Raw genomic sequence first — 22,421 nt, forward strand, 5'->3', positions numbered from 1 at the left:
ATTGTCTCTGTTTACTTTCGCTGCAGAACTTCAATCTGACCAAACTTCTTCACCGGTTCGTAGTTTTCGGTGATGTAATTCGCCACAGGTTCGTTCGTGAAATACAGGTCTGTAGAGCGGTCATTCAGAACAATGTAGGGAGGCTGATTTTCTTCCAGCTCTGCGAGGAAAATGTCGTTGAAGCCGAACCCAAAGTTGTCGCGGTAATCAAGCAGGAGATGGCTTGCAGAAATGAATCTGCTGGCCGATTGACGGCCCGCTAATTCGTAGAAGGTCGCACCGTAGTCATAGGCAAAGACTTTGTCACCTGGCTGTGTGTGCTCGTATACATACTGAGCTGCCTCAGTGTATTCAATGGCTTCCTGCTTTGTCACACCGGTGTAGTTGTTGACCAAGAAACGCAAAGAAATCAGGCCATTGACCACAATCGTGCCAATGAATATCAGGGTCAGAAGGACTTTGGTGACCTTCTTGAACGAGGTCATTCTAAATAATCCGTACATCATCACGATGGTGATGAAGGGCATGATGATGAGGAGGTAGTAGCTATAGAACGAGCCAACCGCTGCAATTAAAGCCAGGCCGACCAGCATGGACAGTACGGTTACTTGGTATGCCTGTGTTCGGTACTGGGTTTTGACATCTCGTAAAAACACCGCAAAGAAAATCAGTGCGGGCACGAGCATTGCTGCGGTAATCACAATCAGCAGAATGTTGGCGCTGACTTTTCCAGCCCAGGCACTTGAAGCGTATTTCGCCGAGAAGGAGAAGGACGCCACCATGAAGTCTTGGAAGGTTCCTTGGGCAGCAAAGTATCCCAGCCAGAGCGCTGACACGACGAGGATTGGCGCGATGAAGGCAATGACATGCCACACCAGGTGTGGTTTCTTCCAACCATGAATGAGGAGAAGTAGCCCAACTACTCCGCCAAGCAAAATGAGGTTGCCTTTGACCCAGAACAGGTTTGCGGCAAAGAAACCGGCGAGCGCAATCCAACCCCAGGAGCGGTTGTCTGAGAACTTGAGGTAACACAGGATCATGGCCAGAAGGAAAATTAGGCCGAGGTTTTCGGTGGTGTTCCCATTCGAGGCAAACTGTGACAGGTTGCGAATGAAGACATAGAGCAACAGGGTGAGCTGGATAGCACGTTGGGGATCAACGGTGGAGCGAATAGTTGCCAGTAGCTGTGGCATAAAGCGTTTGGTGACGAAGTAGAACAGCACTGTGTCCACTATGGCAAAAAGTGTGAACCAGATGCGGTGCAGAACGATGTTGTCGCCCAAGAGGGCTGCCATGACGCCGTTGTAGAGGAAAATCAGCGGTGGTTTGTGATCCCACGCATCAACATAAAGTTGCCCACCATCAACTATCCAGTTGTGTCCGACGTAGTAGAAAATCCAGTGGTCACTATCGAAGGGGTAGCCCCAGGTAGCTAGGCGCCCTAAGGCAAAAACAATGATGAGTGTGATCCAAAAACGCAGAGGAGAGCGCGTAAAAAACTCAACAAACTTAGATGTTGTCCAGTTGGGAGTTGAGATGCTCACGAGGTCCTTACATTCCTAAGGGAGCCAGCGCTAACGCTGAGACTTTCTAAAGACAAGCGAATCATAGAGAAGGTAATTCCAGACCATCGAAACGACGGTGGCAATCAATTTGGCCACCACGATGCTCGCTTCGCGAGAGAGCATGCCTTCCAAAACGGGTACAGCCAGAACCAACACGATGGGTTGTAAAACCCACAACCCCACCAAGGTGACGAGTAAGAAGCGCACGGCCTGGGAACGCTTTTTGCCGGTGGAACCGAAGGTGAAGTTTCGGTTGGCGAAGAAGCTAAATGTGAGGGCAACGCTAGTGGAGATAAAGTTGGCCACCACCAGAGGCAAGCCAAACGTAGTCAAGCTGAGGAGAACGATGAAATCAATTGCCGTGTTGGCTATGCCAACGAGAATAAACCTCAGCGGTTTTGTGGACTTCTTCACTTTTTACGCGAACCGCGAGAAGGATCAGTGTTCAGGTTGTTCTCTCCCACTAGGTAGGTGGGACGGTTCTTGGTTTCGTTGAAAATCTTGCCAATGTATTCGCCAATGATTCCCAAAGACATCAGTTGAACACCACCTAAGAACAGGATGGTTGCCATAGTCGAGGGGTAACCCGACACATCAGGGCCGTAGATGATGTTTTTGATAATCACTTGCAGCAAGTAAATAAATGCAATCAGTGAGACCAAGAATCCGAGCACGCCTGCCACACGTAATGGTGTGGTCGTGAAGGAGGTAAGTCCGTCAATAGCAAGGTTGAACAAGCGGAAATAGTTGAACTTAGTTTTTCCCGCAGCTCGCGGAGCGCGGTCGTATTCGATGGCGTATTTGCGGAAACCAATCCAGGAGAAGAGCGCTTTGGTGTTCCGTTCAGTTTCCCTAAATTGCTTGAGAGCATCGATGCACGCTCGGTCAAGCAGGCGGAAGTCACCGGTATTGGGCTGGATCTCAATGCGCGTCGTTGTTTGAAGTAGGCGGTAGTACATGGTCGAGGTGACCTTTTTTAGCCACGTCTCGCCACGACGGTTTATGCGTTTGGCATAGACGTCTTGGTAGCCCTGTTTCCACAGCGCGATCATTTCAGGGATGAGTTCTGGAGGATCCTGTAGGTCGGCATCGATGACGATCACGGCATCAGAGTCGACATGGTCAAATCCTGCCAGCAGAGCCTTTTCCTTACCGAAGTTTCTACTCAGGGCGAGATAGCGAACACGGGAATCCTGTGAGGCGTAGTTTTTCACGATGCTGACGGAGGCATCTTTGGATCCGTCATCAACAAAAAGGTAAACGAAATCACAGTCTTTGATGCCGCCGGTTACCCTGTTGAGCTCGTCGAAAAGAAGTGGAAGAACCAGTTCCTCGTTGTACATGGGAACCAGGATGGTGACAACTGGTTTCTTCTTCGGAGGCATAAGCCAAGGTTACCGGAGGTCACCTTCTTCGCTCGTGAAGCCCGGGGCCTCATTTCGCTAAAAATACGCCGGTGTGGGGCTACATTTCACGGCTTTCCAAGTGGTACTTTGGGCGTAGTTGAGCGTATAAAAACGTGTGCGCTCGTTACGAAAGGGACCCACCTCATGGGATACAACCGCCTCAAGGCATTCGAAGAAACTGGTTATGTCGTTCTCGACAGCTATGACCAGGCCGCTGACCCGAAGGAATGGCTCGACATTGAGTATGTCGATTGGAAGTCCTCCGGTGTTACTCGTTTCGCTCCACTGGCTTCTGCCTTTGGTGAAATTGAGTGCAATGGTTTCTGGAACCACACCCCTCCCCGCACCGATAAAGACGGTGTGTGGATTGATTCCCAGGTAGCGAAGGCGCCTATCCTCACCAAGCGTGCGCAGGAGCCCGGAGCTAACGTTGGCCGTTGCCGCGTGATTGAGCTGCAGCCCAACAAGTACTCTGACGCCCTGTACAACATGCACCAGGACGACAACAACCGTCTCAACCCAGACGGAACCGGCTGGATTGTTCGTGGATTCTTCAACCTCTCTGACAACCCAGACTCGATGATGATTTTGCGCGAAGACCGTATGGACCCTTCGACCGAGATTCGTATTCCTCTTCCTGCAGGTGCCCAGCTGATTGTAGACACTCAGCGCTTCTGGCATGCCGTATGGCACCAGGGTGACGAGCCACGTTACTGCCTGATCACCTCATGGGAATCTGGTCCAGAACTTGACGCTTACGTCTCCAAGTACCACGGTAAGCCTCGAGTTGAGAACTACCCACTGGATGCAGACTTCATTGCTGCTGGCCAGAAGGAGTTCGAACGTCGTCTCGAAGAGCGTCGTTTGGCACTTCTTGCCCAGGGCATTGTCGAAGAAGGCGTGAAAGACCCTGAAGCGGAGAAGATGTAATTCTTCGCCCGTAACATTAGTGAGCCCCCGAGCAATGCTCGGGGGCTCACGTGTTGAGAAAAGGTTTTCTTTACTGCGGTAGAGCAGCTTCGATGGCCGCGATGATGGCAGGATCATCTGGTTTGGTCGTGGGGCGGAAGCGCTTAATCTCGCCTGAAGGAAGAACAAGGAACTTTTCAAAGTTCCACATCACCGGTCCAGCCTTACCTGATGCGTCCTTGGCTTTGACCAGCTCAACATATAGCGGGTGGCGTTTGCGTCCGTTGACACTGACCTTCTCAGTCATGGGGAAGGTCACACCCCAGGTGGTGGAGCAGTATTCGGCGATGTCATCGCTCGTCTTGAGCTCTTGCAAAAACTGGTTAGAAGGCACTCCCAGCACGGTGAAACCGCGAGAACCATACTTCTCTTGAAGTTCCTCGAGCTGCTGGTATTGGGGTGAAAGTCCACAGCGGGAAGCTACGTTCACCACCAAAACAACTTTGTCGGAATAAGCTCCGAACGTTGTGGGTTTTCCATCAAGAGTGGTCAAGGCTATGTCGTTGAGGCTCATATTCACAGGCTAGCTCTGTGTGAACAGTGAAACAATGGAGAAACTATGACTCACAGTATGCCCTCAGAGAACTTGCCGATAATTCACGACGGCATTATTGACCCACCCCATGATGTTGAGGTGCTCTCTGCTGATGAGTTCAAGCTTGCTTTCCGCAACCACCCAGCTGGTGTTGCTATCGTGACCGCTGATGCGGGCAACGGGCCCGTGGCGATGACTGTCACCAGTGTGTTTTCCGTCAGTGCAGAACCACCCCTGTTGGTCTTCTCTGCCTCAGCGCAATCTTCTGCAACACCAACCATCACCGAAGCAAAGACTGTCGTGGTTCATCTCCTTGGAGCGGATCAACTCCACCTGGCCAAACTGGCAGCAACCAGCGGGGCCAATCGCTTCCCAGAAGACATTCCCTTGGAAAAGCTTCCTACCGGTGAAACCGTCTATTCCGAAGCTCATGCGTGGATTCGAGGCCGGACAGTCAATAAACTCAAGGCGGGAAATTCCACCGTGTTTTTGATTGAAGCTCTTGAAGCGAAAACCCCAGAAGCAGGAAGTGCAGAACTGGACGCCAGCTCTGCTCACCCTCTGGTCTACCACAACCGCACTTGGCACAAACTCGACAGCAATTCGAAGCTCGAGGCATGAGTCGGTTTAGCGAAAGTATCCGTTCGCATCTACTGGAAACTTTCTCCGGGGATACGCAGGGCACGCCCTATTGGGTGAAGAACATCGAAGAGGGCGACAATGTCGGTTTCTTTGGCCCAGGATCAGCATCGTGGGCAGTGCACGGTGGCATGCCTACCATGGTTGCCGGTATCCGGGCCCTGCTGATGCAAACATTGCACCCGGGCGCCATGGCTGGAGTTCACGACTGGTCACGTTACAAAGAAGACCCCTTGGGGCGTCTGGCTGGGACAATTCAGTGGCTCATCACGGTCACCTTTGGCGACACTCAGCTCGCTGAACACGAATCTTCCCGGGTGGCTAAGTTCCACGATCGTGTGAAGGGCACCTATATCGATGCGCAGGGAATAGAGCGCACTTACTCCGCTGGAGATCCAGAGCTGTTGTATTGGGTGCATGTGGTGTTTACGGACGCCTTCTTGGGCTGTCACCAAGCATGGGGAGACCCTATCCCGGGTGGTGCTGACCAGTATGTTTCTGAATGGTCCATCGCAGGAGAGCTCGTTGGCGTAGCAAATCCACCGCGCTCGGAGAAAGAACTCATTGCCGCATTGCACAAGTTCAACACCGATGGTGTACTCAAGCATGACGAACGCGTTGAGGAAACAATTGCTTTCTTGCGTAAGCCACCACTGCGTCGCAGCATGATGCCTTTTTATCGCATCATGTTTGCTGGGGCAGTGGAAAGCATCCCTGACGAATATCGACAGATTTTGGGCCTGAAGAAACCCTGGTGGCCAGCATCCTGGCTCACCGGAGTCATTCTGAAAATGCTGAGGTCCCTCTTAGGGCCCTCCTCAACCTCAGAGGATGCAGCTCGTACCCGAATTGCCCGTTTGGAAGCTGAAGGAAAACTAGCGAGCTAGTTCAGCAAGCACGGCAGCGTGAAGAGCACCATTGGTAGCAAGAGCACTCCCGTGCCACACATCCGCGTGGCCGTCGATAGACGTGAAAGTTCCACCTGCTTCAGTCACGATCGGCATCAAGGCAGCCATGTCATAGGGCTTGAGATCAAACTCTCCCGCCACATCCAAGATGCCCTCGGCAACCATCATGTAAGACCACATGTCACCGTAGGCACGTGTGCGCCACACTTTCCGGCTGAGCCCAACGAGCTCATCCAGGTAGCCTGCCTGGTCCCATTGCTGCAACGAGTTGTAGCTGATGCTGGCATCAGCGAGCTTAGATACTCCGGAAACTTCGAGACGGCGAGGTTCTGCCACGGCAACCATGGGTTGCTCGAGAACATTCGCAAGATCATCGGGGAGGGGAATGTTTGCCAGGGGGTCGTGAGATTCATCAACCCACGCACCATTACCCTTTGAGCCCCACCATCGTTTGCCCAAAGCTGGTGCGCTCACCACGCCCAGCACAGGTTCGCCATCTATGGCAAGGGCAATCAGAGTTGCCCAGACAGGAACACCGCGTAAAAAGTTCGACGTGCCATCTATAGGGTCAATGATCCACTGGCGGTGAGGATGATCTGCCGTTGCAGTGGGGTGTTCAGAAACGGTTCCTTCTTGTTCACCAAACTCTTCACCCAGCATGTAGTCCGAGCCGCGCTCGCGAGCAAGAATGTCGATAATGGCTTGCTCAACAGCGCGATCTGCATCAGTGACAGGAGTCTTATCTGGCTTAGTCGTCACCTCGAGATCGAGGGCGAGATAGCGTGCGCGAGAAATCTCATCAGCGGCATCAGCTAGTTGCAATGCGAGCTGGAGGTCTTCATTGAGGGTGTAGTGGCTTCTGGTCACGCTTCCACGATACCCGGCTTGAAAAATAAGAAAGCCCTTCCGGTGAAGGAAGGGCTTTCTCTTTTTGTTGCGGGGACAGGATTTGAACCTGCGACCTCTGGGTTATGAGCCCAGCGAGCTACCGAGCTGCTCCACCCCGCGTCGGTAAATCAACTTTACCACGGTCCGGAAGGTCCACAGACCACGGTCAACATCACAGGCGTAGTGTGAAAGGTATGACAAAGCCTGAACACACACTGCGCTTTCTCGGGGGAACTGAGACGGTTACGGGAAGTAAGTACCTGATTGAAACCGGTGGCAAACGCATTCTGGTTGATTGTGGCCTGTTTCAGGGATACAAGTCTTTACGCGAACGCAACCGCGAGCCCTTCCCAGTGCCGCCTGACACTATTGATGCGGTCTTGCTCACCCATGCACACTTGGACCATTCAGGATATGTTCCCGCGCTCGTGCGTGATGGTTTCCGCGGCAACATCATCGCCACGACAGGAACTGCAGAGCTGTGTTCCATTTTGCTTCCAGACAGTGCCCACCTCTTGGAGGAAGAGGCTAACCATGCTGCGCGGAAGGGGTTTTCCAAGCACAACCCACCCAAGCCCCTCTATACGGTGCAAGATGTGGAACAAGCCCTGTCGCAGTTCCGGACTGCAGAGTTTGATGAAGTGCTCGAGGTTGTCCCAGGTGTGAAGGCCACTTTCCTTCCCGCCGGCCATATCTTGGGTGCATCCCAATTGCACATCGAGGTTGCTGGAACCAGCCTGCACTTCACGGGAGATATGGGACGGCAGCATGACCCGCTGATGAAACCTCCTCGAGCTTTTGAGGGTGCAGACATTCTCATTACTGAATCCACGTACGGCAATCGCAGTCACCCCAATATCGATCCCGAGAAAGAACTTGGCCCTGCACTCAAGCCCACGCTTGATCGTGGCGGTGTCGTTGTCATTCCCGCCTTTGCCGTGGGAAGAACTCAGGGACTGATGCTTCATATCTGGCGTTTGATGGATCGTGGCGAGATTCCTAGCGTACCTATCTATGTCAACAGCCCCATGGCGGCGAGTGCAACACGGATGTATCACAAGCATCAAGATGAGCACACGATTCCTGCTGACGAATTTGAAGCCGTCTATGACGTCGCCCATATGGTCGGCACCGTTGAAGAATCGAAGAAGCTCAATGAACGTCACGGCCCCATGATCATCATTGCTGCCTCCGGCATGATGACCGGTGGTCGAGTGCTTCATCACCTGGTTGCTTTTGGGGATGATCCCAACAACCTCATACTTATCTCTGGCTATCAGGCAGGGGGAACCCGAGGGGCTCTCTTAGCTGGAGGAGCAACCTCACTAAGAATTCACGGTCGAGATGTGCCTATTCGCGCGCAGGTGATTCAGCTTGAGAGCATGTCAGGCCACGCAGACGCGGATGAGCTTGTGCAATGGATGCACACTGCCCCACGCGCACCCAAAATGACCTATGTCACCCACGGTGAAATGGATGCGGCTGACCGCATGCGTTTTCGGATTGCGTCCGAGTTGAAATGGAATGTTCGGGCACCCGAACATGGCGAAACCATCGACCTTTCGAACCCGCAATAAAGGTGAAGACAAAGTAGCCTAGAGCTATGGATTCCGGCACTCTGTACCTCGTCGTTGCGCTCTCGCTAGTGGCGGATGTGATTCTTTATGTTGTGGTTGCTCGAGCCGCATCGGGCAAAGTAGGGCCCAACGCGTGGGCGGGTATCCGAACAAAAGCTACCCGTAAGAATGAAAAAACATGGTTGGCTGCTCACGTGGTGGCGTACCCCATCATGCGGGATACCGCTTTGGCCAATGCAACCTTGATGATTGTTGCCCTTTTCTTGCCCACGCAATTTCAGACGTATCTCGTCCAGGTTGCACTGGGAGCATTGCTGGTGGGTGTGATTTTTGCCGGTGTTCAAGGCCAGAAAGCCGCGAAAGCTGCCGACAATGACTAAACCTTCCGGCTTGTCACACGATGCCCTCTGGCCCCGAGCTGGCGGATGGCCAGCGCCTTCTGAATTGCCCGCGGGAACTCGGATTGATGTTTCCTTAGTCGGTGTTCCCGCTTCACAAACTTCATTGAGCGCAACTAATGCTCACGAAACTCCAGATGCGATTCGTTCTGCACTGTTTCGTTACTCTCCTGCACTCATGCAGGATCGCCGCCTGCCTGAGAAGGGTGTGCGCAATAATCCAGACATTGTGAATCTGGATGAGCTCACCGTGGCAGATTTTGGCAATGTTTCCGAGCCTGATTCTCCGGCAGGTGAAGCACGAACTATTGCAGTGATGGCGGATGCCGCCAAAGCCTCAGAGCTGGTCATTGCTCTCGGTGGCGATAACTCTGTCACAGTAGCTGCTGCGCTGGGGGCATGGGGGAGCGACCTCTCGACTGCAGGTTTGATTACTTTAGATGCCCACTATGACCTGCGTGATGGGGTGAGCAATGGCTCACCCGTGCGCAGGCTGATTGAGGCAGGCCTGAATCCTCAACGCATTGTGCAAATCGGCATTCAAGACTTTGCAAACTCAGTTGCCTATGCTCGCAGGGCTCACGAGTTAGGTATCACGGTGATTCACCGTGATGAACTTGCCCGACGACCTCTCGCTGAGATTATGAGCGAGGCACTCGCTATTGCCGGTGCTGCAGGCGGCCCTGTCCATGTTGATCTGGATGTGGACGTGTGCGATAGATCTGTTGCCCCGGCATGCCCAGCTAGTGTTCCCGGCGGTATCAGTGCCTACGAACTGCGGCAAGTTGCCCGCATTGCTGCGGCTCACCCTCAGGTTCGCTCGCTCGATCTGACCGAGATTGATGCCACCACGGATACGCCAGACGGCAGAACTGTTCGCCTCGCGGCACTGTGTGTACTGGAAGCACTCGCAGGCGTTAGCCAGCGATAAGTTCACCGTCTTTCCAGACCCGGCCAATCAAGGGGACACCGGGACGATAGGCAAGGTGAATGTAGCTGGGTGCATTGATCTCGGCTATGTCTGCGCGCATTCCTACCGAGAGCCTGCCTACATCATTGCGGCGCAGAGCCTGTGCTCCTCCAGCAGTGGAGGCCCACAGGGCTTCTGCTGGGCTCATGCCCATTTCCCGCACCGCAACGGCAATACAAAACGGCATGGAGGAGGTGAAACTAGAACCTGGGTTACAGTCCGTGGACAGGGCAACGGTCACCCCTGCATCGATGAGGGCACGGCCCGAAGGGTAAGGCTGTTTGGTTGAAAACTCCACACCAGGAAGTAAAGTGGCAACTGTGCTGGAACCTGCCAGGGCTGCGATATCTTCCTCGGTGAGATAGGTGCAGTGATCTACAGAGGCAGCACCAAGCTCAACTGCCAAGGCAACACCTTCACCGGGGCCAAGTTGTGACGCGTGGACACGAGGTTGGAGCCCGGCATCTATTCCGGCAGTCAAGATACGCCTGGTTTCTTCCACCGTGAAAGCGCCTTTTTCGCAGAAGACATCAATCCACTTGGAATGTGGCGCACACGCAGAAAGCATGTCCCCGGTGATGAGCTCAACATACTCATCACGGGAGTCGGCAAACTCTGCAGGAACAACATGTGCACCTAAGAAGGTCACTTCCTCAGTGACTTCACTGGCCAGGCGCACCAATCGTTCTTCAGTTGCAACGTCTAGTCCATATCCGGACTTGATTTCGATAGTCGTGGTGCCCTGAGAGTGCATTTCTTTGACCAAGGCGGCAACGTGCTCGCGCAAACTTTCTTCGGAAGCAGCACGTGTTGCCGCAACGGTTGAACGTATGCCGCCTGCGGCATATGGTGTTCCTTCCATGCGTGCAGCAAACTCTGCAGAGCGATCCCCGGCAAAAACGAGGTGAGAGTGAGAATCGACAAACCCTGGAATGAGCGTGTTTCCATGCACATTGACCACAGCGTCAATGTCGAAACCGCCACCGGTTTCTGCATCCGCTGCCTTGCCGACCCAGGCCACAACACCGTTGTCAACGATCATTGCGGCGTCAGGGATCTCCCCGGTGGGGGAGTCCGTTCCGCCGGCACGTGCCGCTTCTTTCGGATTGTTCGTCACGAGCAAACCGATGTTGGTAAAAAGCGTACGAGACATGATGGTGAGCTTACTTACCTGTTAGTTTTCCCACATTGGAACACGCAGACCGCGCTCACGAGCGACCTCTTCGGCACGCTCGTAACCAGCATCGACGTGACGCATCACACCAGTACCGGGGTCATTGGTGAGAACGCGTTCGAGTTTCTGGGCCGCCAGTTCGGTTCCATCGGCAACAGTGACCTGACCACAGTGGATGGAGCGGCCAATACCAACACCACCACCATGGTGTAAAGAAACCCAGGTAGCGCCGGAGGCTGTGTTGAGCAGGGCGTTAAGCAAAGGCCAGTCAGCGATGGCGTCCGAACCATCTTTCATGGCCTCGGTTTCGCGGTAGGGGGAAGCAACCGAACCTGAGTCGAGGTGGTCACGACCAATCACGATCGGTGCCGAGAGCTCACCAGAGGCGACCATTTCGTTGAACTTCAGGCCTGCCAGGTGGCGTTCCTTGTAACCCAGCCAGCAGATGCGGGCAGGTAGCCCCTCGAAGTGAACCTTTTCGCCTGCCTTGGTGATCCATCGCTTGAGGTGCTCATTCTCGGGGAAGAGTTCCATGATGGCTTTGTCGGTCTTGGCAATGTCTTCGGGGTCGCCGGAGAGAGCAGCCCAGCGGAACGGTCCGTTACCCTCGCAGAAAAGTGGGCGAATATAGGCGGGCACGAAGCCGGGGAAGTCAAAAGCGCGGTCATAACCACCGAGCTTGGCTTCGGCACGAATGGAGTTTCCGTAGTCGAAGACGATGGCACCAGCATCCTGGAACTCAACCATGGCCTTGACCTGCTTCGCCATTGCTGCACGAGAGTGCTCAGTGAACCACGCAGCATCCTGTTCTGCTTTCTTGTGCCATTCCTCTACAGAGACACCTTCAGGAAGGTACGAGAGGGGGTCGTGTGCACTAGTTTGGTCCGTCACGATGTCGATTGGAACTTTGCGTTCTAGCAACTCAGTGAAGACATCAGCTGCATTGCCAACAATTCCCACAGACAAGGGAGTCTTGGATTCCTTAGCTGCCAACACACGAGCAATCGCGTCGTCGAGGTCGTGGGTCATCTCATCGAGGTAACCGTGTTCGACACGACGCTGGAGACGTGTTGCGTCCACGTCTACGATGAGCACAACGCCATCGTTCATGGTGACGGCCAGGGGCTGTGCGCCACCCATGCCACCGCAGCCACCAGTCAGGGTGAGAGTTCCAGCGAGAGTTCCACCGAAGTGTTGGCGTGCAACAGCGCCGAAGGTTTCGTAGGTTCCTTGCAGAATTCCTTGGGTTCCGATGTAGATCCAGGAACCTGCGGTCATCTGGCCGTACATGGTGAGGCCTTCGGCCTCGAGGCGGCGAAATTCTGGCCAGTTTGCCCAGTCACCCACGAGGTTGGAGTTGGCAATGAGCACACGAGGAGCCCACTCGTTGGTGCGGAATACACCCACAGGCTTACCGGACTGAACCAAGAGGGTTTCATCAGAGTCGAGTGTCTCGAGCGTGCGCACGATGGCGTCATAGGCTTCCCAGGTACGGGCAGCTTTACCGGTACCTCCATACACAACAAGCTTTTCAGGGTGTTCAGCAACCTCAGGGTCAAGGTTGTTCATGAGCATGCGCATGGGCGCTTCGGTCTGCCAGCTCTTGGCGGTGAGTGTGTTTCCGCGTGCGGCACGAACGGTGCGTGGTCCTGAGGTCATGAGGGTCTCCTTGGGCTTATTGATGGTGCTTAGATCAGTGGGGTAGTTGCGGCAGCCTGAGCTACGGCGGTGACACGGCCAGAAAGGGTGAGCTCGGCAGCAGTTTCAATCTCGGGGGAGAGGAAACGGTCTGCGCCGGGGCCAGCAACACCGTTCTTACGCAGTTCTGTGATGACAGCGCCGGTAACGGGACTGGGTTGCAACGGAGCACGCAGGTCAATACCTCGTGAGGCTGTCATGAGTTCAATGGCAATGACGCGTGATAGTGCATCAACTGCTTTACGAAGTTTGCGTCCGGCATGCCACCCCATTGAGACGTGGTCTTCTTGCATGGCGCTTGAAGGGATGGAGTCTGCCGAGGCGGGAACTGCCAACCTCTTCATTTCTGAAACCAAACCAGCAGCTGTGTATTGAGCAATCATCAGACCTGAGTCCACACCCACTTCGTGAGCGAGGAAGGGAGGCAATCCTTGATTGCGTGAGCGATCGAGGAAGCGGTCGGTGCGGCGCTCACTCATTGATGCAACATCAGCGGCGACGATGGCGAGGAAGTCCAATACATAGGCAACCGGTGCCCCGTGGAAGTTTCCATTGCTTTCCACCCGGCCATCAACTGTCAGCACGGGGTTGTCTACTGCTGAGGCGAGTTCTCTATTGGCTACGAGTTCTGCGTGAGCGATAGTGTCCCGAGCTCCACCGTGAACCTGGGGCGAACAACGTAGTGAATAGGCATCCTGCACTCGACCATCTTCAGGCCCTGCATGCGAGTGCACGATGGGTGAGTCAGCCAAGATGTTGCGCAGGTTGGTCGCAGATTGTCCCTGGCCTACCTGGGGGCGCAGGGCGTGCAAATCGGCAGCAAAGACCTTGTCGGTTCCCATCAATCCTTCGATGCTCATCGCTGCAGAAATATCAACAGCGGTCATCAGCATCTTGAGATCTGTAATGGCCAGTGCCAGCATGCCGAGCATGCCATCCGTGCCATTGATGAGGGCCAAGCCTTCTTTTTCTTCCAGCTTGAGGGGAGTGATTCCTGCCTCTGAGAGCGCTTGGGATGCAGGCATCAGAATGCCCTCAGCGTTGCGCACGTCACCTTCGCCCATCGTTGCTAAAGCACAGTGGGACAGTGGAGCAAGATCACCCGAACAGCCGAGGGAACCGTATTCGCGAACCACGGGTGTAATTCCGGCGTTTATGAGGGCTGCATACGTTTGAGCAACGATAGGGCGCACACCGGTGCGGCCGGTCATTAGGGTCGACAAGCGCAAAAGCATCAGTGCGCGAATAACTTCACGTTCAACTTCCGCCCCAGAGCCTGCTGCATGAGAGCGCACGAGTGAAGCCTGGAGTTGTGCTCGGCGGTCGGACTCAATAAAGGTAGTTGCCAGGGCACCAAAACCGGTGGAGATGCCATAGTGCGGGTTGGGGTCTGAAGCCAATGCATCGATGACGGCGCGAGATTGTGCAACCCCCTCGAGTGCCTTTTCATCGAGCACAATGTGTGCGTCGTAACGCGCAACAGCAACGACGTCGTCAATGGAAATGGCACCAGTACCTACAGTTACAGAACTCATGTACTGATTTCACACTGAAAAGATTGCGATAAATACGGCTAAAACACCCCTTGTGTCTGATATCACAGACAAGGCATACTGGGGTCGTGAGTAAAGTTCCCGCAGCCGATTCGACACTGCGTATTTTGGAGTTCCTTGCCCACCAGCGAGGACCCGTTCCCGCACAAACTATAGCGACGGCTTTATCTTTACCGCGGTCATCGGTGTATCAAATCTTGACCGTGCTCACCGAGCGTGGCTTTGCACTCCACATCCCAGAAGAGCGCCGTTATGGTTTAGGGCCAGCAGCTTTTGAGCTCTCCTCCTCTTACTCAAGGCAGCAACCTTTGACCCGACTGGGTGCACCACTGCTGGCCAAACTGGTCGACCACATTGGAGAGTCTGCACACCTGGCTGTTCTGCACGGAACCGATGTTCTCTATGTCGTCGAAGAGCGAGCTGCCAGACGCCCTTCACTCATCACAGACGTGGGAGTGAGACTACCTGCACACCTCACGGCCTCTGGCCGTGCTTTGCTTTCGGCTTTACCACCAGCACAATTACGAGCACTTTATTCAGATCCAGTTGTTTTTACCCAACGAGAAGAACTGGGATTGGCAGGACCGCAAAGCTATCGAGAACTCAAAGCTCTGGTGACCCAGGTGGCCCAACAGGGCTATTCCACTGAACGCAGCGAAATCACCGATGGTCTTGCCTCCATTGGTGTGGTGGTCAAAGACCACCTCGGCTGGCCTGCAGCAGCTATTGCGGTGACCTACCCCGTTCCTGTTTCCGCAACCGAAGAAGATCTCCAGATGCGAGTTGAACAACTCCTTCCCGAAATCAAGACAACAGCTCAGGAACTGAGCCGCCGTATTCACGGAGCGAGTTAAGCTACACACATGGTTGTTGCGTATCTTTTGCTAGCCGTGGCCATCGTCAGTGAAGTTATCGGGACTATTTCACTGAAAATGAGTGACGGCTTTACCAAGCTTGTGCCCACCATTTTCGTGATTGTGGGATACCTGGGCGCATTTACTGCGCTGGGTTTAGGGCTCTCAAAAGGTCTCAGCATGGGTGTGGCATACGGTATCTGGGCAGGATGTGGCACTGCTCTTGTTGCCATCATGGGAATCTTCCTCTTCAGGGAAACCATCAACGTCTGGGGTTTCATTGGACTTGCACTCATCATCGTCGGAGTGGTCATGTTGGAAATGGGAAGCTCGCACAGCTAATTACGCTCTGGGCGACATGCCCCGCTCCCACATTGACCTGACAGCAAAACAGGCGCACACTTAATACAGACCTCGACCGGTCAGGCTCGAAAGCCCCGACGGTCGCCCTTCAACAAAGGAGACCATATGGCAACCGCGAACATCAAGCTTGAGACCCCTTCCGCAACCGTAGGTGGCGGCGAAGAGGGCGGCTGCTGCGGCGGCGCGTGCTGCGGCGGCAAGTAAGCATCAACACAGCGCAAAGAGCTCGACCTCGATTGAGGTCGAGCTCTTTTCTTGTCTACTCGCAGACCACGCCGTCTTTGTCCCTGTCGCGATACCACTCATATTCGGGGTCAACGCCCTGAACATAGGGGCCTGCACCGTTTGCTTGTGCGAGAGAGCAGGTTCCATAATTCGGGTCAAGAACTCCGTCAGAGACGGGAGCAACCTGCTCAGGGGCAGCACCTGCCGTAATGGTGGCTTTCTGTGGAATCTCCACGGCAACAGAAGCGCATTCGTTCAAAACAGATTGCAACGCCATGCGTTCTAGGGAGTCCACGCTCAAACTCCAACGCCACTTCACTGCAACCCAAGTGGCGGCATAATCACAAAAGTATCCTCGTGCCGGCGGCATCCACCTTGCAGGATCTTGATCACTTTTTGATCTGTTAGAACTTGCCGTTACAGCAACCAGTGAAGGACCGTAGCCCAGGTCATTACCAAATTGGACCCGTGTGGCACCATCCCAGGCATAGGCGCCAGAGACCCATGCCTCATTCAAGGGCACAAAGTGGTCGATATCCAGACTGCCCGCGTCGGTCAACTGAGCTCCGTCATAGACCGAGACCCAAGAACCAGTGGTGACGGTGCAGCGCCCGCGGGTGGAGACAGTTGTTTGCGACTCCATCAGCAACACTTCAGCGCGGGTGTTGCAGCCATCTCCATCAGCATCAATCCAGGCATTGAAGTAATCGCGGTCATATCCGGTGTGTGAACCCGGTGAATCGTCTTGAGGAAGTTCAGCAAGCATCGCGACAAAAACTGACGTGGTAGCCGAAGCAGACTGAGTCAGGTCAGGGGAAGCGGTTGCCGCTGACGAGGGAGTTTCCGTGGGAACGGCAATACCTAAGGGTGTGGGAGTGGCGTCTAATGCTTGCTCAAGAGAATCCACAGTGACCGCAGTTTGCATAGAACGCACAGCATTGACAGAGGAAGCAATGGAGCCCACGACTAAAACAAACAAGCAAACGAGGCCAATGACAAGCCAGATACGTTTGTTCTTCTGCACGCGCACTCCCTCCCTCTATGACGGTACCAATACTCAGGCGTAGAGTCAGCACATGGCAAAAAAACGCGCGCTCGTTACTGGTGCAACCGGATACATCGGTGGACGTTTGGTTCCCAGGCTCCTCGAGGCAGGTTTCACTGTTCGTGTTCTGGTGCGTAATGCGGACAAGCTCAAAGATGTTCCCTGGCGCTCACAGGTAGACATTGTCGAAGGTAACCTCCTTGATCCTGAGATTGTCACCGAGGCATGCAAGAACATTGAAGTTCTCTACTACCTCGTTCATGCCATGGGCGAGAAGGGTGATTTTGAGTCGAAAGAAATCACCGGAGCACACAACGTGGCCCGCGCAGCCAAAGAGTGTGGCGTCAAAAGAATTGTTTACTTGGGTGGGTTACACCCCTCCAAAGGCGAACTGTCTAAGCATCTACGTTCGCGAGCTGAGGTCGGAGAAATACTCCTCGAATCAGGTGTTCCCACGGTTGCACTTCAAGCCGGTGTGATTATTGGTTCGGGTTCCACCAGTTTTGAAATGATTCGTCACCTCACTGATGTTCTCCCCGTTATGACTGCACCGAAGTGGGTGGGGAATCTCATTCAGCCAATCGCTGTCCGAGATGTCATGTACTACCTCATCAAGGCAGCTGATTTGCCACCGAGTGTGAACAGGACACTGGATATTGGTGGTCCAGATGTTTTGAAGTATTCGGACATGATGAATGGTTATGCCCTCGAAGCTGGCATGAAAGAACGCGCTATTTTGCGTCTTCCTGTGCTCACTCCCTACCTAGCTAGCCAATGGGTCAACCTAGTTACCCCCATCCCCAGAGCGCTCGCAGTGCCCATCATTGCGTCACTGCAGCATGACTGCATCATGAATGAGCATGATGTCGACCAGATCATTCCGCCCCCAGCTGAGGGCCTCGTGCCCTACCGTCGCGCTGTGCATCTTGCCCTGGGCAAGATGCAAGAAGGTGACATTGAGACGAGCTGGCAAAACGCCAGTGTCTACGGTGCCCCCAGTGACCCTTTACCCTCTGACCCTGAGTGGGCCGGTCACCGGGTCTACCTGGATATCAAAGAGCGCGACTGTGCGGCACCAGCAGAGGACTTGTGGGCAATCATCGAGGGCATCGGTGGTGAGAACGGCTGGTATTCCTTACCTATCGCGTGGGCTGCTCGAGGTTTTGCCGACAAGCTTGTCGGCGGTGTGGGTTTGCGCCGCGGACGCAGCAACCCAGAAAAACTTCGCGTAGGGGAGTCGGTCGACTGGTGGCGTGTGGAGCGCATCGACCACGGGCGCTTCTTGCGTTTGCGTGCAGAAATGAAAGTTCCCGGTTTGGCCTGGCTGGAACTCAGTGCAGAACCGCAACCAGATGGAACTTCCCGCTATCTCCAACGCGCTATTTTCTTCCCTCGCGGTTTGGGTGGCCGGTTGTATTGGCTGTCGATTCTGCCCGCACACGGAATCATTTTCAACGGTATGGCAGACAAAATCACCGCAGCTGCCGTCAAAAGGTATCAAGAGCGAACAGCACAATAAAACTCTGTGCTCATCCTTAACTGTTTCATAGCGTCCTCATAGGGAGCGCGTGCAGTGTGTACTTATCGGCCCCAAGGCCAGAGGATCCCAACCCCTCAGCAGAACACACAACACGAAACGAAGGAGGCATGCAGATGCCCAAGAACGACAACAACGACAACGTAGAAATTCCCGCAGAATTCACCCCCGCTGCGCCCGAAGCAACTGCAGAGCAGGCTGAGAACGTGTCTCCCATTGAAGAAGGACGCAAGCGTCGTCTTGGTACGGGTGCCATCGTGGGCATCTCGGCAGCAGGACTTGTCCTTCTTGCTGGTGTATTTGGTGGCGGAATGGCTGTAGCTAATGTGATTGATCACAACAACCGCCCACCAGCTGGCATGGCTGAAGGTCTAACCGGCCAGCTTCCTGGAGATGGCGGTCACATGGATGGCGACCACGACGGTGACGGCCCTCGCGGCGGTCACGAAGGTAAGCGCGGCCACGGTCCGCAGGCTGGTATGGCCGGCGGAGCACAGGGTGGACTTGAAGCCGATGGCTCAATGCCTGGAAATGTTCCTCACGAGCATGATGCAAACGGTAACGACATCATTCCTGAGGGTTACCCCACCACTACTCCAGCACCCACAACAACGAACTAGGAGTTCCCATCAGATGGCCACCTCAACTGAGGCGGCCATCTTGGTTTAAACAGGAATATTCTGAAACTACAGAGCGTTGAAGGTTGTGAGGAAAGAAGAAGCTATGGCTGAGAAGACCACCTCCACCGTCGTTCTGGGTATTGAGGGAATGACCTGTTCCAGCTGTGTTTCTCGTGTTGAAAAAAGCTTGGGCGAACTTCCCGGAGTTCACGCCGCCGTCAATTTGGCAACAAACAGCGCCAAAGTGGAATATCCAGAAGGTGTAAGCGCGGAAGATTTAGTCAAGCAGGTAAGCAAAATTGGCTACACCGCCACCCTTCCAGCCGCAGATCAGCACAGCCATATTCACCACGAACATGGCAGTAAGCCGGGGAAGATTTCACTGCTGGAAAGACTGGTCATCGCCATAGTTCTGTCGGTTGCCGTCATTATTTTGGCAATGGTTCCCGCGTGGCAATTTAGTTACTGGCAATGGATTTCTCTGTTGCTGACCACGCCGGTGGTTTTTTTCTGTGGCTGGCCATTCCACCGCTCAACTTTTTTGAACCTGCGTCATGGCATCCTCACGATGGACACACTCATCACGATGGGAACCTTCGCCGCTTACTTCTGGTCGGTTTATGCGCTCTTTTTTGGTGCGGCGGGCATGGTGGGGATGCATCACACTCTGGAGCTCTTTGCCTGGCAGTCAGACCCCACACACAACATCTACTTTGAAGCAGCAGCTGGCGTCACCACGTTCTTGCTTCTGGGACGATTCCTTGAGGAGCGCTCGCAGCGCAGCGCCAGCGCTGCACTGCGCGCATTGAGTGAGCTCAAAGCTACTGAAGCTACCATCCTGGTTGACGGTGTTGAGAAAAGAATTCCTGCAGACAAGCTAGCTGTTGGTGACATATTCATCGTCAAGCCAGGTGAGATTATTGCCACCGACGGCGAGGTCATTAATGGGCAAGCTGCCGTTGATGAGAGCTCACTCACCGGTGAGTCTCTTCCGGTGGATAAAAGTCCAGAAAGCGCCGTCACGGGCTCCACTATTGTCTTGGATGGTCGACTCACCGTCAGAGCGACCCACGTCGGACAAAACACTCGCATGGCTCAGCTTGCGACACTTGTTGAGGATGCACAGCTGCATAAGGCCGCAGTCCAAAAGCTTGCTAATCGAATTTCTGCAGTCTTTGTCCCCATCGTGATTGGTTTGGCTGTGATCACCATCTTGGGTTGGTGGATTGCAGGGGCCCCAGTGACCGTGGGATTCACGGCAGCCATTGCTGTCTTAGTTATTGCCTGTCCCTGTGCCCTTGGTTTGGCTACCCCCGTGGCTCTGATGGTGGGAACCGGTCGAGCCGCCCAAATGGGAATCATCATTTCTGGCCCTGACGCGATAGAGAGCTCAGCCCGAATCAAGACCGTGGTCTTGGATAAGACAGGGACTGTCACCACTGGCCAGATGAGCGTCACAAGTATTCACACCACAGGTGCACACCATGATGTGCTCAGAATCATTGCAGCCCTCGAAACCCATTCGGAACACCCCATTGCTCATGCCATCGTGTCCAAAGCAGAAGGGCTCAAGCTTCCTGCAGTCTCAGAATTCTCCTCTGTGGCTGGTCAGGGTGTCACCGGTGTTGTTGAGGGAGTAATAGTTTTTGTGGGAACACAAGACTGGATGGAACAACACCAGCTGGTTCTCTCAGACACTCAAGCCGTTCAGCTCGAGACCGCTCGGCACACTGGAGCAACCACAGTGTTAGCTGGCTGGGACGGAAAAGTGCAGGCCATTGTGGCAGTTGCAGACACCATCAAAGACGATTCTGCTGCAGCGATTACCCGCATCAATCAGATGGGGCTTGAAACAATCCTGTTGACAGGCGATCACGAAGACGCCGCCCATCACATAGCAGCACAGGTCGGTATTTCACGTGTCATCGCAGGAGCGACCCCAGAGAGCAAGTTGCAGGTCATCGCTGATTTACAGAAGCGTGGCGGAGCAGTGGCCATGATTGGTGACGGCGTCAACGACGCCGCTGCGCTAGCTCAGTCAGATCTGGGAATTGCTATGGGCACGGGAACTGATGTCGCCATTGCAGCCAGCGACATCACGTTGATTCGTGGAACGCTCACTGCTGCCGCAGATGCGCTTTCGCTCTCGCGCAAAACACTGCGGATCATTTACGGAAATCTCTTTTGGGCATTCGCCTATAACGTCGCAGCAATACCGCTTGCAATGCTGGGATTCCTCAATCCCATGCTTGCGGGAGCAGCAATGGCGTTCTCAAGTTTGTTCGTTGTGCTCAATTCACTGCGACTTCGCAGGTTTGCACGTTAGATTGAACTAACTGCTCAACGCAATACCTCGCCGACTGTGAAGTCGACCTGACTTACAGAAGTGGCGATATGACACTTAGTTCTATCCTCGGACCTATTCGTTCAACGAAAACCCGTGATCCCAACTCTCAGCCGATAACCAACAGTTACGCCTCGCTGATGAAGGCGGTCACCGCCGCAGGGCTCATGGAGCGTTCGAGAACGTTCTATATGTGGCTTGCTGCCGGGCTCACTCTGGCCATGGCTGGACTCATCACGGGCTTCGTGTTGATTGGCCAATCGTGGTTCCAGCTCCTTATTGCAGCAGGGTTGGGCATTCTGCTGACACAAATAGCTTTCATTACGCATGAAGCGTCACACCGTCAAGTTTTCAAATCAGGTAAAGCTAATGACTGGACCGGACGCATATTGGCTTCTGGTGTGGTGGGAATCTCCTATGCCTGGTGGATGAACAAACACACCAAACACCACATCAACCCCAACACGGTGGGTAAAGACCCCGACATTGAGTGGGACACCATCTCGTTTCAGGAAACAGATGCAGCTAAGCAAAAGGGTTTGCTGAAGTGGATTACGCAGCGCCAGGGATACCTATTCTTTCCACTGCTCACCCTTGAAGGCATCAACTTACATGTGCGCTCAATTGGCACCTTGTTTAGCAAGGGTCGCCTTGAAGGCCGTGCTGTAGAACTTTCTTTGATTGCCCTGCGCCTCACCGCGTATGTAGCGGTCGTGTTCTGGTTCCTCCCCCTCGGGATGGCTTTTGCTTTCCTCGGAGTTCAACTCGCCGTTTTTGGCGTCTACATGGGAGCATCGTTTGCCCCTAACCACAAGGGAATGCCCCAGATTCCAAAAGAAAACAAGGTTGACTTCATGACCAAACAGGTCATGACCTCGCGCAACATTAAAGGTTTCGGTGCGACTGCCTTCATGGGTGGCCTGAACTACCAAATTGAACACCACCTTTTCCCCAGCATGGCCCGACCTCACTTGAAAAAGGCGCGCATGATTGTGCGTGAGCACTGCGCTCGCGAGGGAGTTCCCTACGCTGAAACTTCGCTCATGCGTTCGTACGCAATTGTGGTGGCTTACCTCAACAAGGTTGGTTTGGCTGCCCGGGATCCCTTCGACTGCCCCGAAGCAAGCCGGTTTAGACGTCGATAAACTGCTGT

21 protein-coding genes and 1 tRNA gene are annotated in these 22,421 nt (G+C 54.1%); 12 read left to right on the top strand and 10 right to left on the bottom strand.

The window, feature by feature from the left end; all coding sequences use genetic code 11:
* Nucleotides 1-11: 11 nt before the first annotated feature.
* Genes AUMI_RS01320 through AUMI_RS01330 form a run of 3 tightly spaced genes read right to left on the bottom strand, consistent with a single transcriptional unit; the run spans nt 12 to nt 2,950 of the window.
* On the bottom strand, nt 12-1,544 hold the full coding sequence (locus tag AUMI_RS01320) for an ArnT family glycosyltransferase (RefSeq protein WP_096380462.1): 1,533 nt from the start codon (nt 1,542-1,544) through the stop codon (nt 12-14).
* 30 nt (nt 1,545-1,574) lie between these two features.
* Entirely contained in the window at nt 1,575-1,979 is a 405-nt protein-coding gene (locus AUMI_RS01325) for a GtrA family protein (RefSeq protein ID WP_096380463.1), read from the bottom strand.
* Complete coding sequence (locus tag AUMI_RS01330) at nt 1,976-2,950, bottom strand: glycosyltransferase family 2 protein (RefSeq protein WP_096380466.1); 975 nt, start codon at nt 2,948-2,950, stop codon at nt 1,976-1,978. The genes AUMI_RS01325 and AUMI_RS01330 overlap by 4 nt, the downstream gene beginning before the upstream one ends.
* Nucleotides 2,951-3,115: 165 nt before the next feature.
* Here AUMI_RS01330 and AUMI_RS01335 point away from each other — a divergent pair, with 165 nt between their 5' ends.
* The gene (locus tag AUMI_RS01335) at nt 3,116-3,901 is read left to right on the top strand and encodes a cupin domain-containing protein (RefSeq protein ID WP_096380468.1); all 786 of its coding nucleotides are present in this window, start codon (nt 3,116-3,118) and stop codon (nt 3,899-3,901) included.
* 70 nt (nt 3,902-3,971) lie between these two features.
* Here the strand turns inward: AUMI_RS01335 and AUMI_RS01340 are convergent, their stop codons facing one another.
* Entirely contained in the window at nt 3,972-4,454 is a 483-nt protein-coding gene (locus AUMI_RS01340; RefSeq protein ID WP_096380471.1) for a glutathione peroxidase, read from the bottom strand.
* 45 nt (nt 4,455-4,499) lie between these two features.
* On the opposite strand from AUMI_RS01340, the gene AUMI_RS01345 reads away from it, so the two are divergent.
* Together AUMI_RS01345 and AUMI_RS01350 are read left to right on the top strand one after the other, a co-directional pair.
* Nucleotides 4,500-5,096 (top strand): flavin reductase family protein, encoded by a 597-nt coding sequence (locus tag AUMI_RS01345; protein WP_231951779.1) that lies wholly within the window; start codon nt 4,500-4,502, stop codon nt 5,094-5,096.
* The gene (locus AUMI_RS01350; protein WP_096380473.1) at nt 5,093-6,001 is read left to right on the top strand and encodes an oxygenase MpaB family protein; all 909 of its coding nucleotides are present in this window, start codon (nt 5,093-5,095) and stop codon (nt 5,999-6,001) included. The genes AUMI_RS01345 and AUMI_RS01350 overlap by 4 nt, the downstream gene beginning before the upstream one ends.
* On the opposite strand, the gene AUMI_RS01355 is transcribed toward AUMI_RS01350, so the two are convergent.
* Both AUMI_RS01355 and AUMI_RS01360 read right to left on the bottom strand, forming a co-directional pair.
* Nucleotides 5,990-6,889, bottom strand: a complete 900-nt coding sequence (locus AUMI_RS01355) for an inositol monophosphatase family protein (protein WP_096380475.1) — start codon at nt 6,887-6,889, stop codon at nt 5,990-5,992. The genes AUMI_RS01350 and AUMI_RS01355 overlap by 12 nt on opposite strands.
* A gap of 67 nt (nt 6,890-6,956) precedes the next feature.
* A tRNA-Met gene (locus tag AUMI_RS01360) sits at nt 6,957-7,030 on the bottom strand.
* A gap of 74 nt (nt 7,031-7,104) precedes the next feature.
* On the opposite strand from AUMI_RS01360, the gene AUMI_RS01365 reads away from it, so the two are divergent.
* The 3 genes from AUMI_RS01365 to AUMI_RS01375 are packed head-to-tail and all read left to right on the top strand — an operon-like array spanning nt 7,105 to nt 9,816.
* Nucleotides 7,105-8,487, top strand: a complete 1,383-nt coding sequence (locus AUMI_RS01365) for an MBL fold metallo-hydrolase (RefSeq protein ID WP_096380477.1) — start codon at nt 7,105-7,107, stop codon at nt 8,485-8,487.
* A 26-nt stretch (nt 8,488-8,513) separates the two neighbouring features.
* Complete coding sequence (locus AUMI_RS01370; protein WP_096380480.1) at nt 8,514-8,867, top strand: SdpI family protein; 354 nt, start codon at nt 8,514-8,516, stop codon at nt 8,865-8,867.
* Nucleotides 8,860-9,816, top strand: a complete 957-nt coding sequence (locus AUMI_RS01375) for an arginase family protein (RefSeq protein WP_096380483.1) — start codon at nt 8,860-8,862, stop codon at nt 9,814-9,816. Before AUMI_RS01370 ends, AUMI_RS01375 begins: the two co-directional genes overlap by 8 nt.
* Here the strand turns inward: AUMI_RS01375 and hutI are convergent.
* The 3 genes from hutI to hutH are packed head-to-tail and all read right to left on the bottom strand — an operon-like array spanning nt 9,803 to nt 14,262.
* Nucleotides 9,803-11,008, bottom strand: coding sequence for an imidazolonepropionase (gene hutI, locus AUMI_RS01380; RefSeq protein ID WP_096380485.1), 1,206 nt, complete (start codon nt 11,006-11,008; stop codon nt 9,803-9,805). The genes AUMI_RS01375 and hutI overlap by 14 nt on opposite strands.
* Nucleotides 11,009-11,029: 21 nt before the next feature.
* Nucleotides 11,030-12,688: a urocanate hydratase gene (gene hutU, locus AUMI_RS01385; protein ID WP_096380487.1), complete on the bottom strand. Its 1,659-nt coding sequence runs from the start codon at nt 12,686-12,688 to the stop codon at nt 11,030-11,032.
* Between the two features lie 29 nt (nt 12,689-12,717).
* Nucleotides 12,718-14,262 carry a histidine ammonia-lyase gene (hutH, locus tag AUMI_RS01390; protein ID WP_096380489.1) on the bottom strand — a complete coding sequence of 515 codons (1,545 nt, stop codon included), beginning with the start codon at nt 14,260-14,262 and terminating at the stop codon, nt 12,718-12,720.
* An 86-nt stretch (nt 14,263-14,348) separates the two neighbouring features.
* Here hutH and AUMI_RS01395 point away from each other — a divergent pair, with 86 nt between their 5' ends.
* Together AUMI_RS01395 and AUMI_RS01400 are read left to right on the top strand one after the other, a co-directional pair.
* Entirely contained in the window at nt 14,349-15,134 is a 786-nt protein-coding gene (locus AUMI_RS01395) for an IclR family transcriptional regulator (protein ID WP_096380491.1), read from the top strand.
* A 9-nt stretch (nt 15,135-15,143) separates the two neighbouring features.
* Nucleotides 15,144-15,476, top strand: a complete 333-nt coding sequence (locus AUMI_RS01400; RefSeq protein WP_096380493.1) for a DMT family transporter — start codon at nt 15,144-15,146, stop codon at nt 15,474-15,476.
* Nucleotides 15,477-15,756: 280 nt separating this feature from the next.
* Here AUMI_RS01400 and AUMI_RS01405 read toward each other — a convergent pair whose 3' ends face one another.
* Nucleotides 15,757-16,746: an excalibur calcium-binding domain-containing protein gene (locus AUMI_RS01405; protein ID WP_096380496.1), complete on the bottom strand. Its 990-nt coding sequence runs from the start codon at nt 16,744-16,746 to the stop codon at nt 15,757-15,759.
* 52 nt (nt 16,747-16,798) lie between these two features.
* On the opposite strand from AUMI_RS01405, the gene AUMI_RS01410 reads away from it, so the two are divergent.
* The 4 genes from AUMI_RS01410 (at nt 16,799) to AUMI_RS01425 (ending at nt 22,413) form a co-directional block, all read left to right on the top strand.
* The gene (locus tag AUMI_RS01410; protein ID WP_096380498.1) at nt 16,799-18,286 is read left to right on the top strand and encodes an SDR family oxidoreductase; all 1,488 of its coding nucleotides are present in this window, start codon (nt 16,799-16,801) and stop codon (nt 18,284-18,286) included.
* A gap of 134 nt (nt 18,287-18,420) precedes the next feature.
* Complete coding sequence (locus AUMI_RS01415) at nt 18,421-18,924, top strand: hypothetical protein (RefSeq protein ID WP_148664038.1); 504 nt, start codon at nt 18,421-18,423, stop codon at nt 18,922-18,924.
* 103 nt (nt 18,925-19,027) lie between these two features.
* Nucleotides 19,028-21,250, top strand: a complete 2,223-nt coding sequence (locus tag AUMI_RS01420; RefSeq protein ID WP_096380502.1) for a heavy metal translocating P-type ATPase — start codon at nt 19,028-19,030, stop codon at nt 21,248-21,250.
* 68 nt (nt 21,251-21,318) lie between these two features.
* A complete protein-coding gene (locus tag AUMI_RS01425) occupies nt 21,319-22,413 on the top strand; it encodes a fatty acid desaturase family protein (protein ID WP_096380504.1) in 1,095 nt (364 codons plus the stop codon).
* Nucleotides 22,414-22,421 lie beyond the last annotated feature (8 nt).

The organism is Aurantimicrobium minutum, from assembly GCF_002355535.1.
Lineage (GTDB): Bacteria > Actinomycetota > Actinomycetes > Actinomycetales > Microbacteriaceae > Aurantimicrobium > Aurantimicrobium minutum.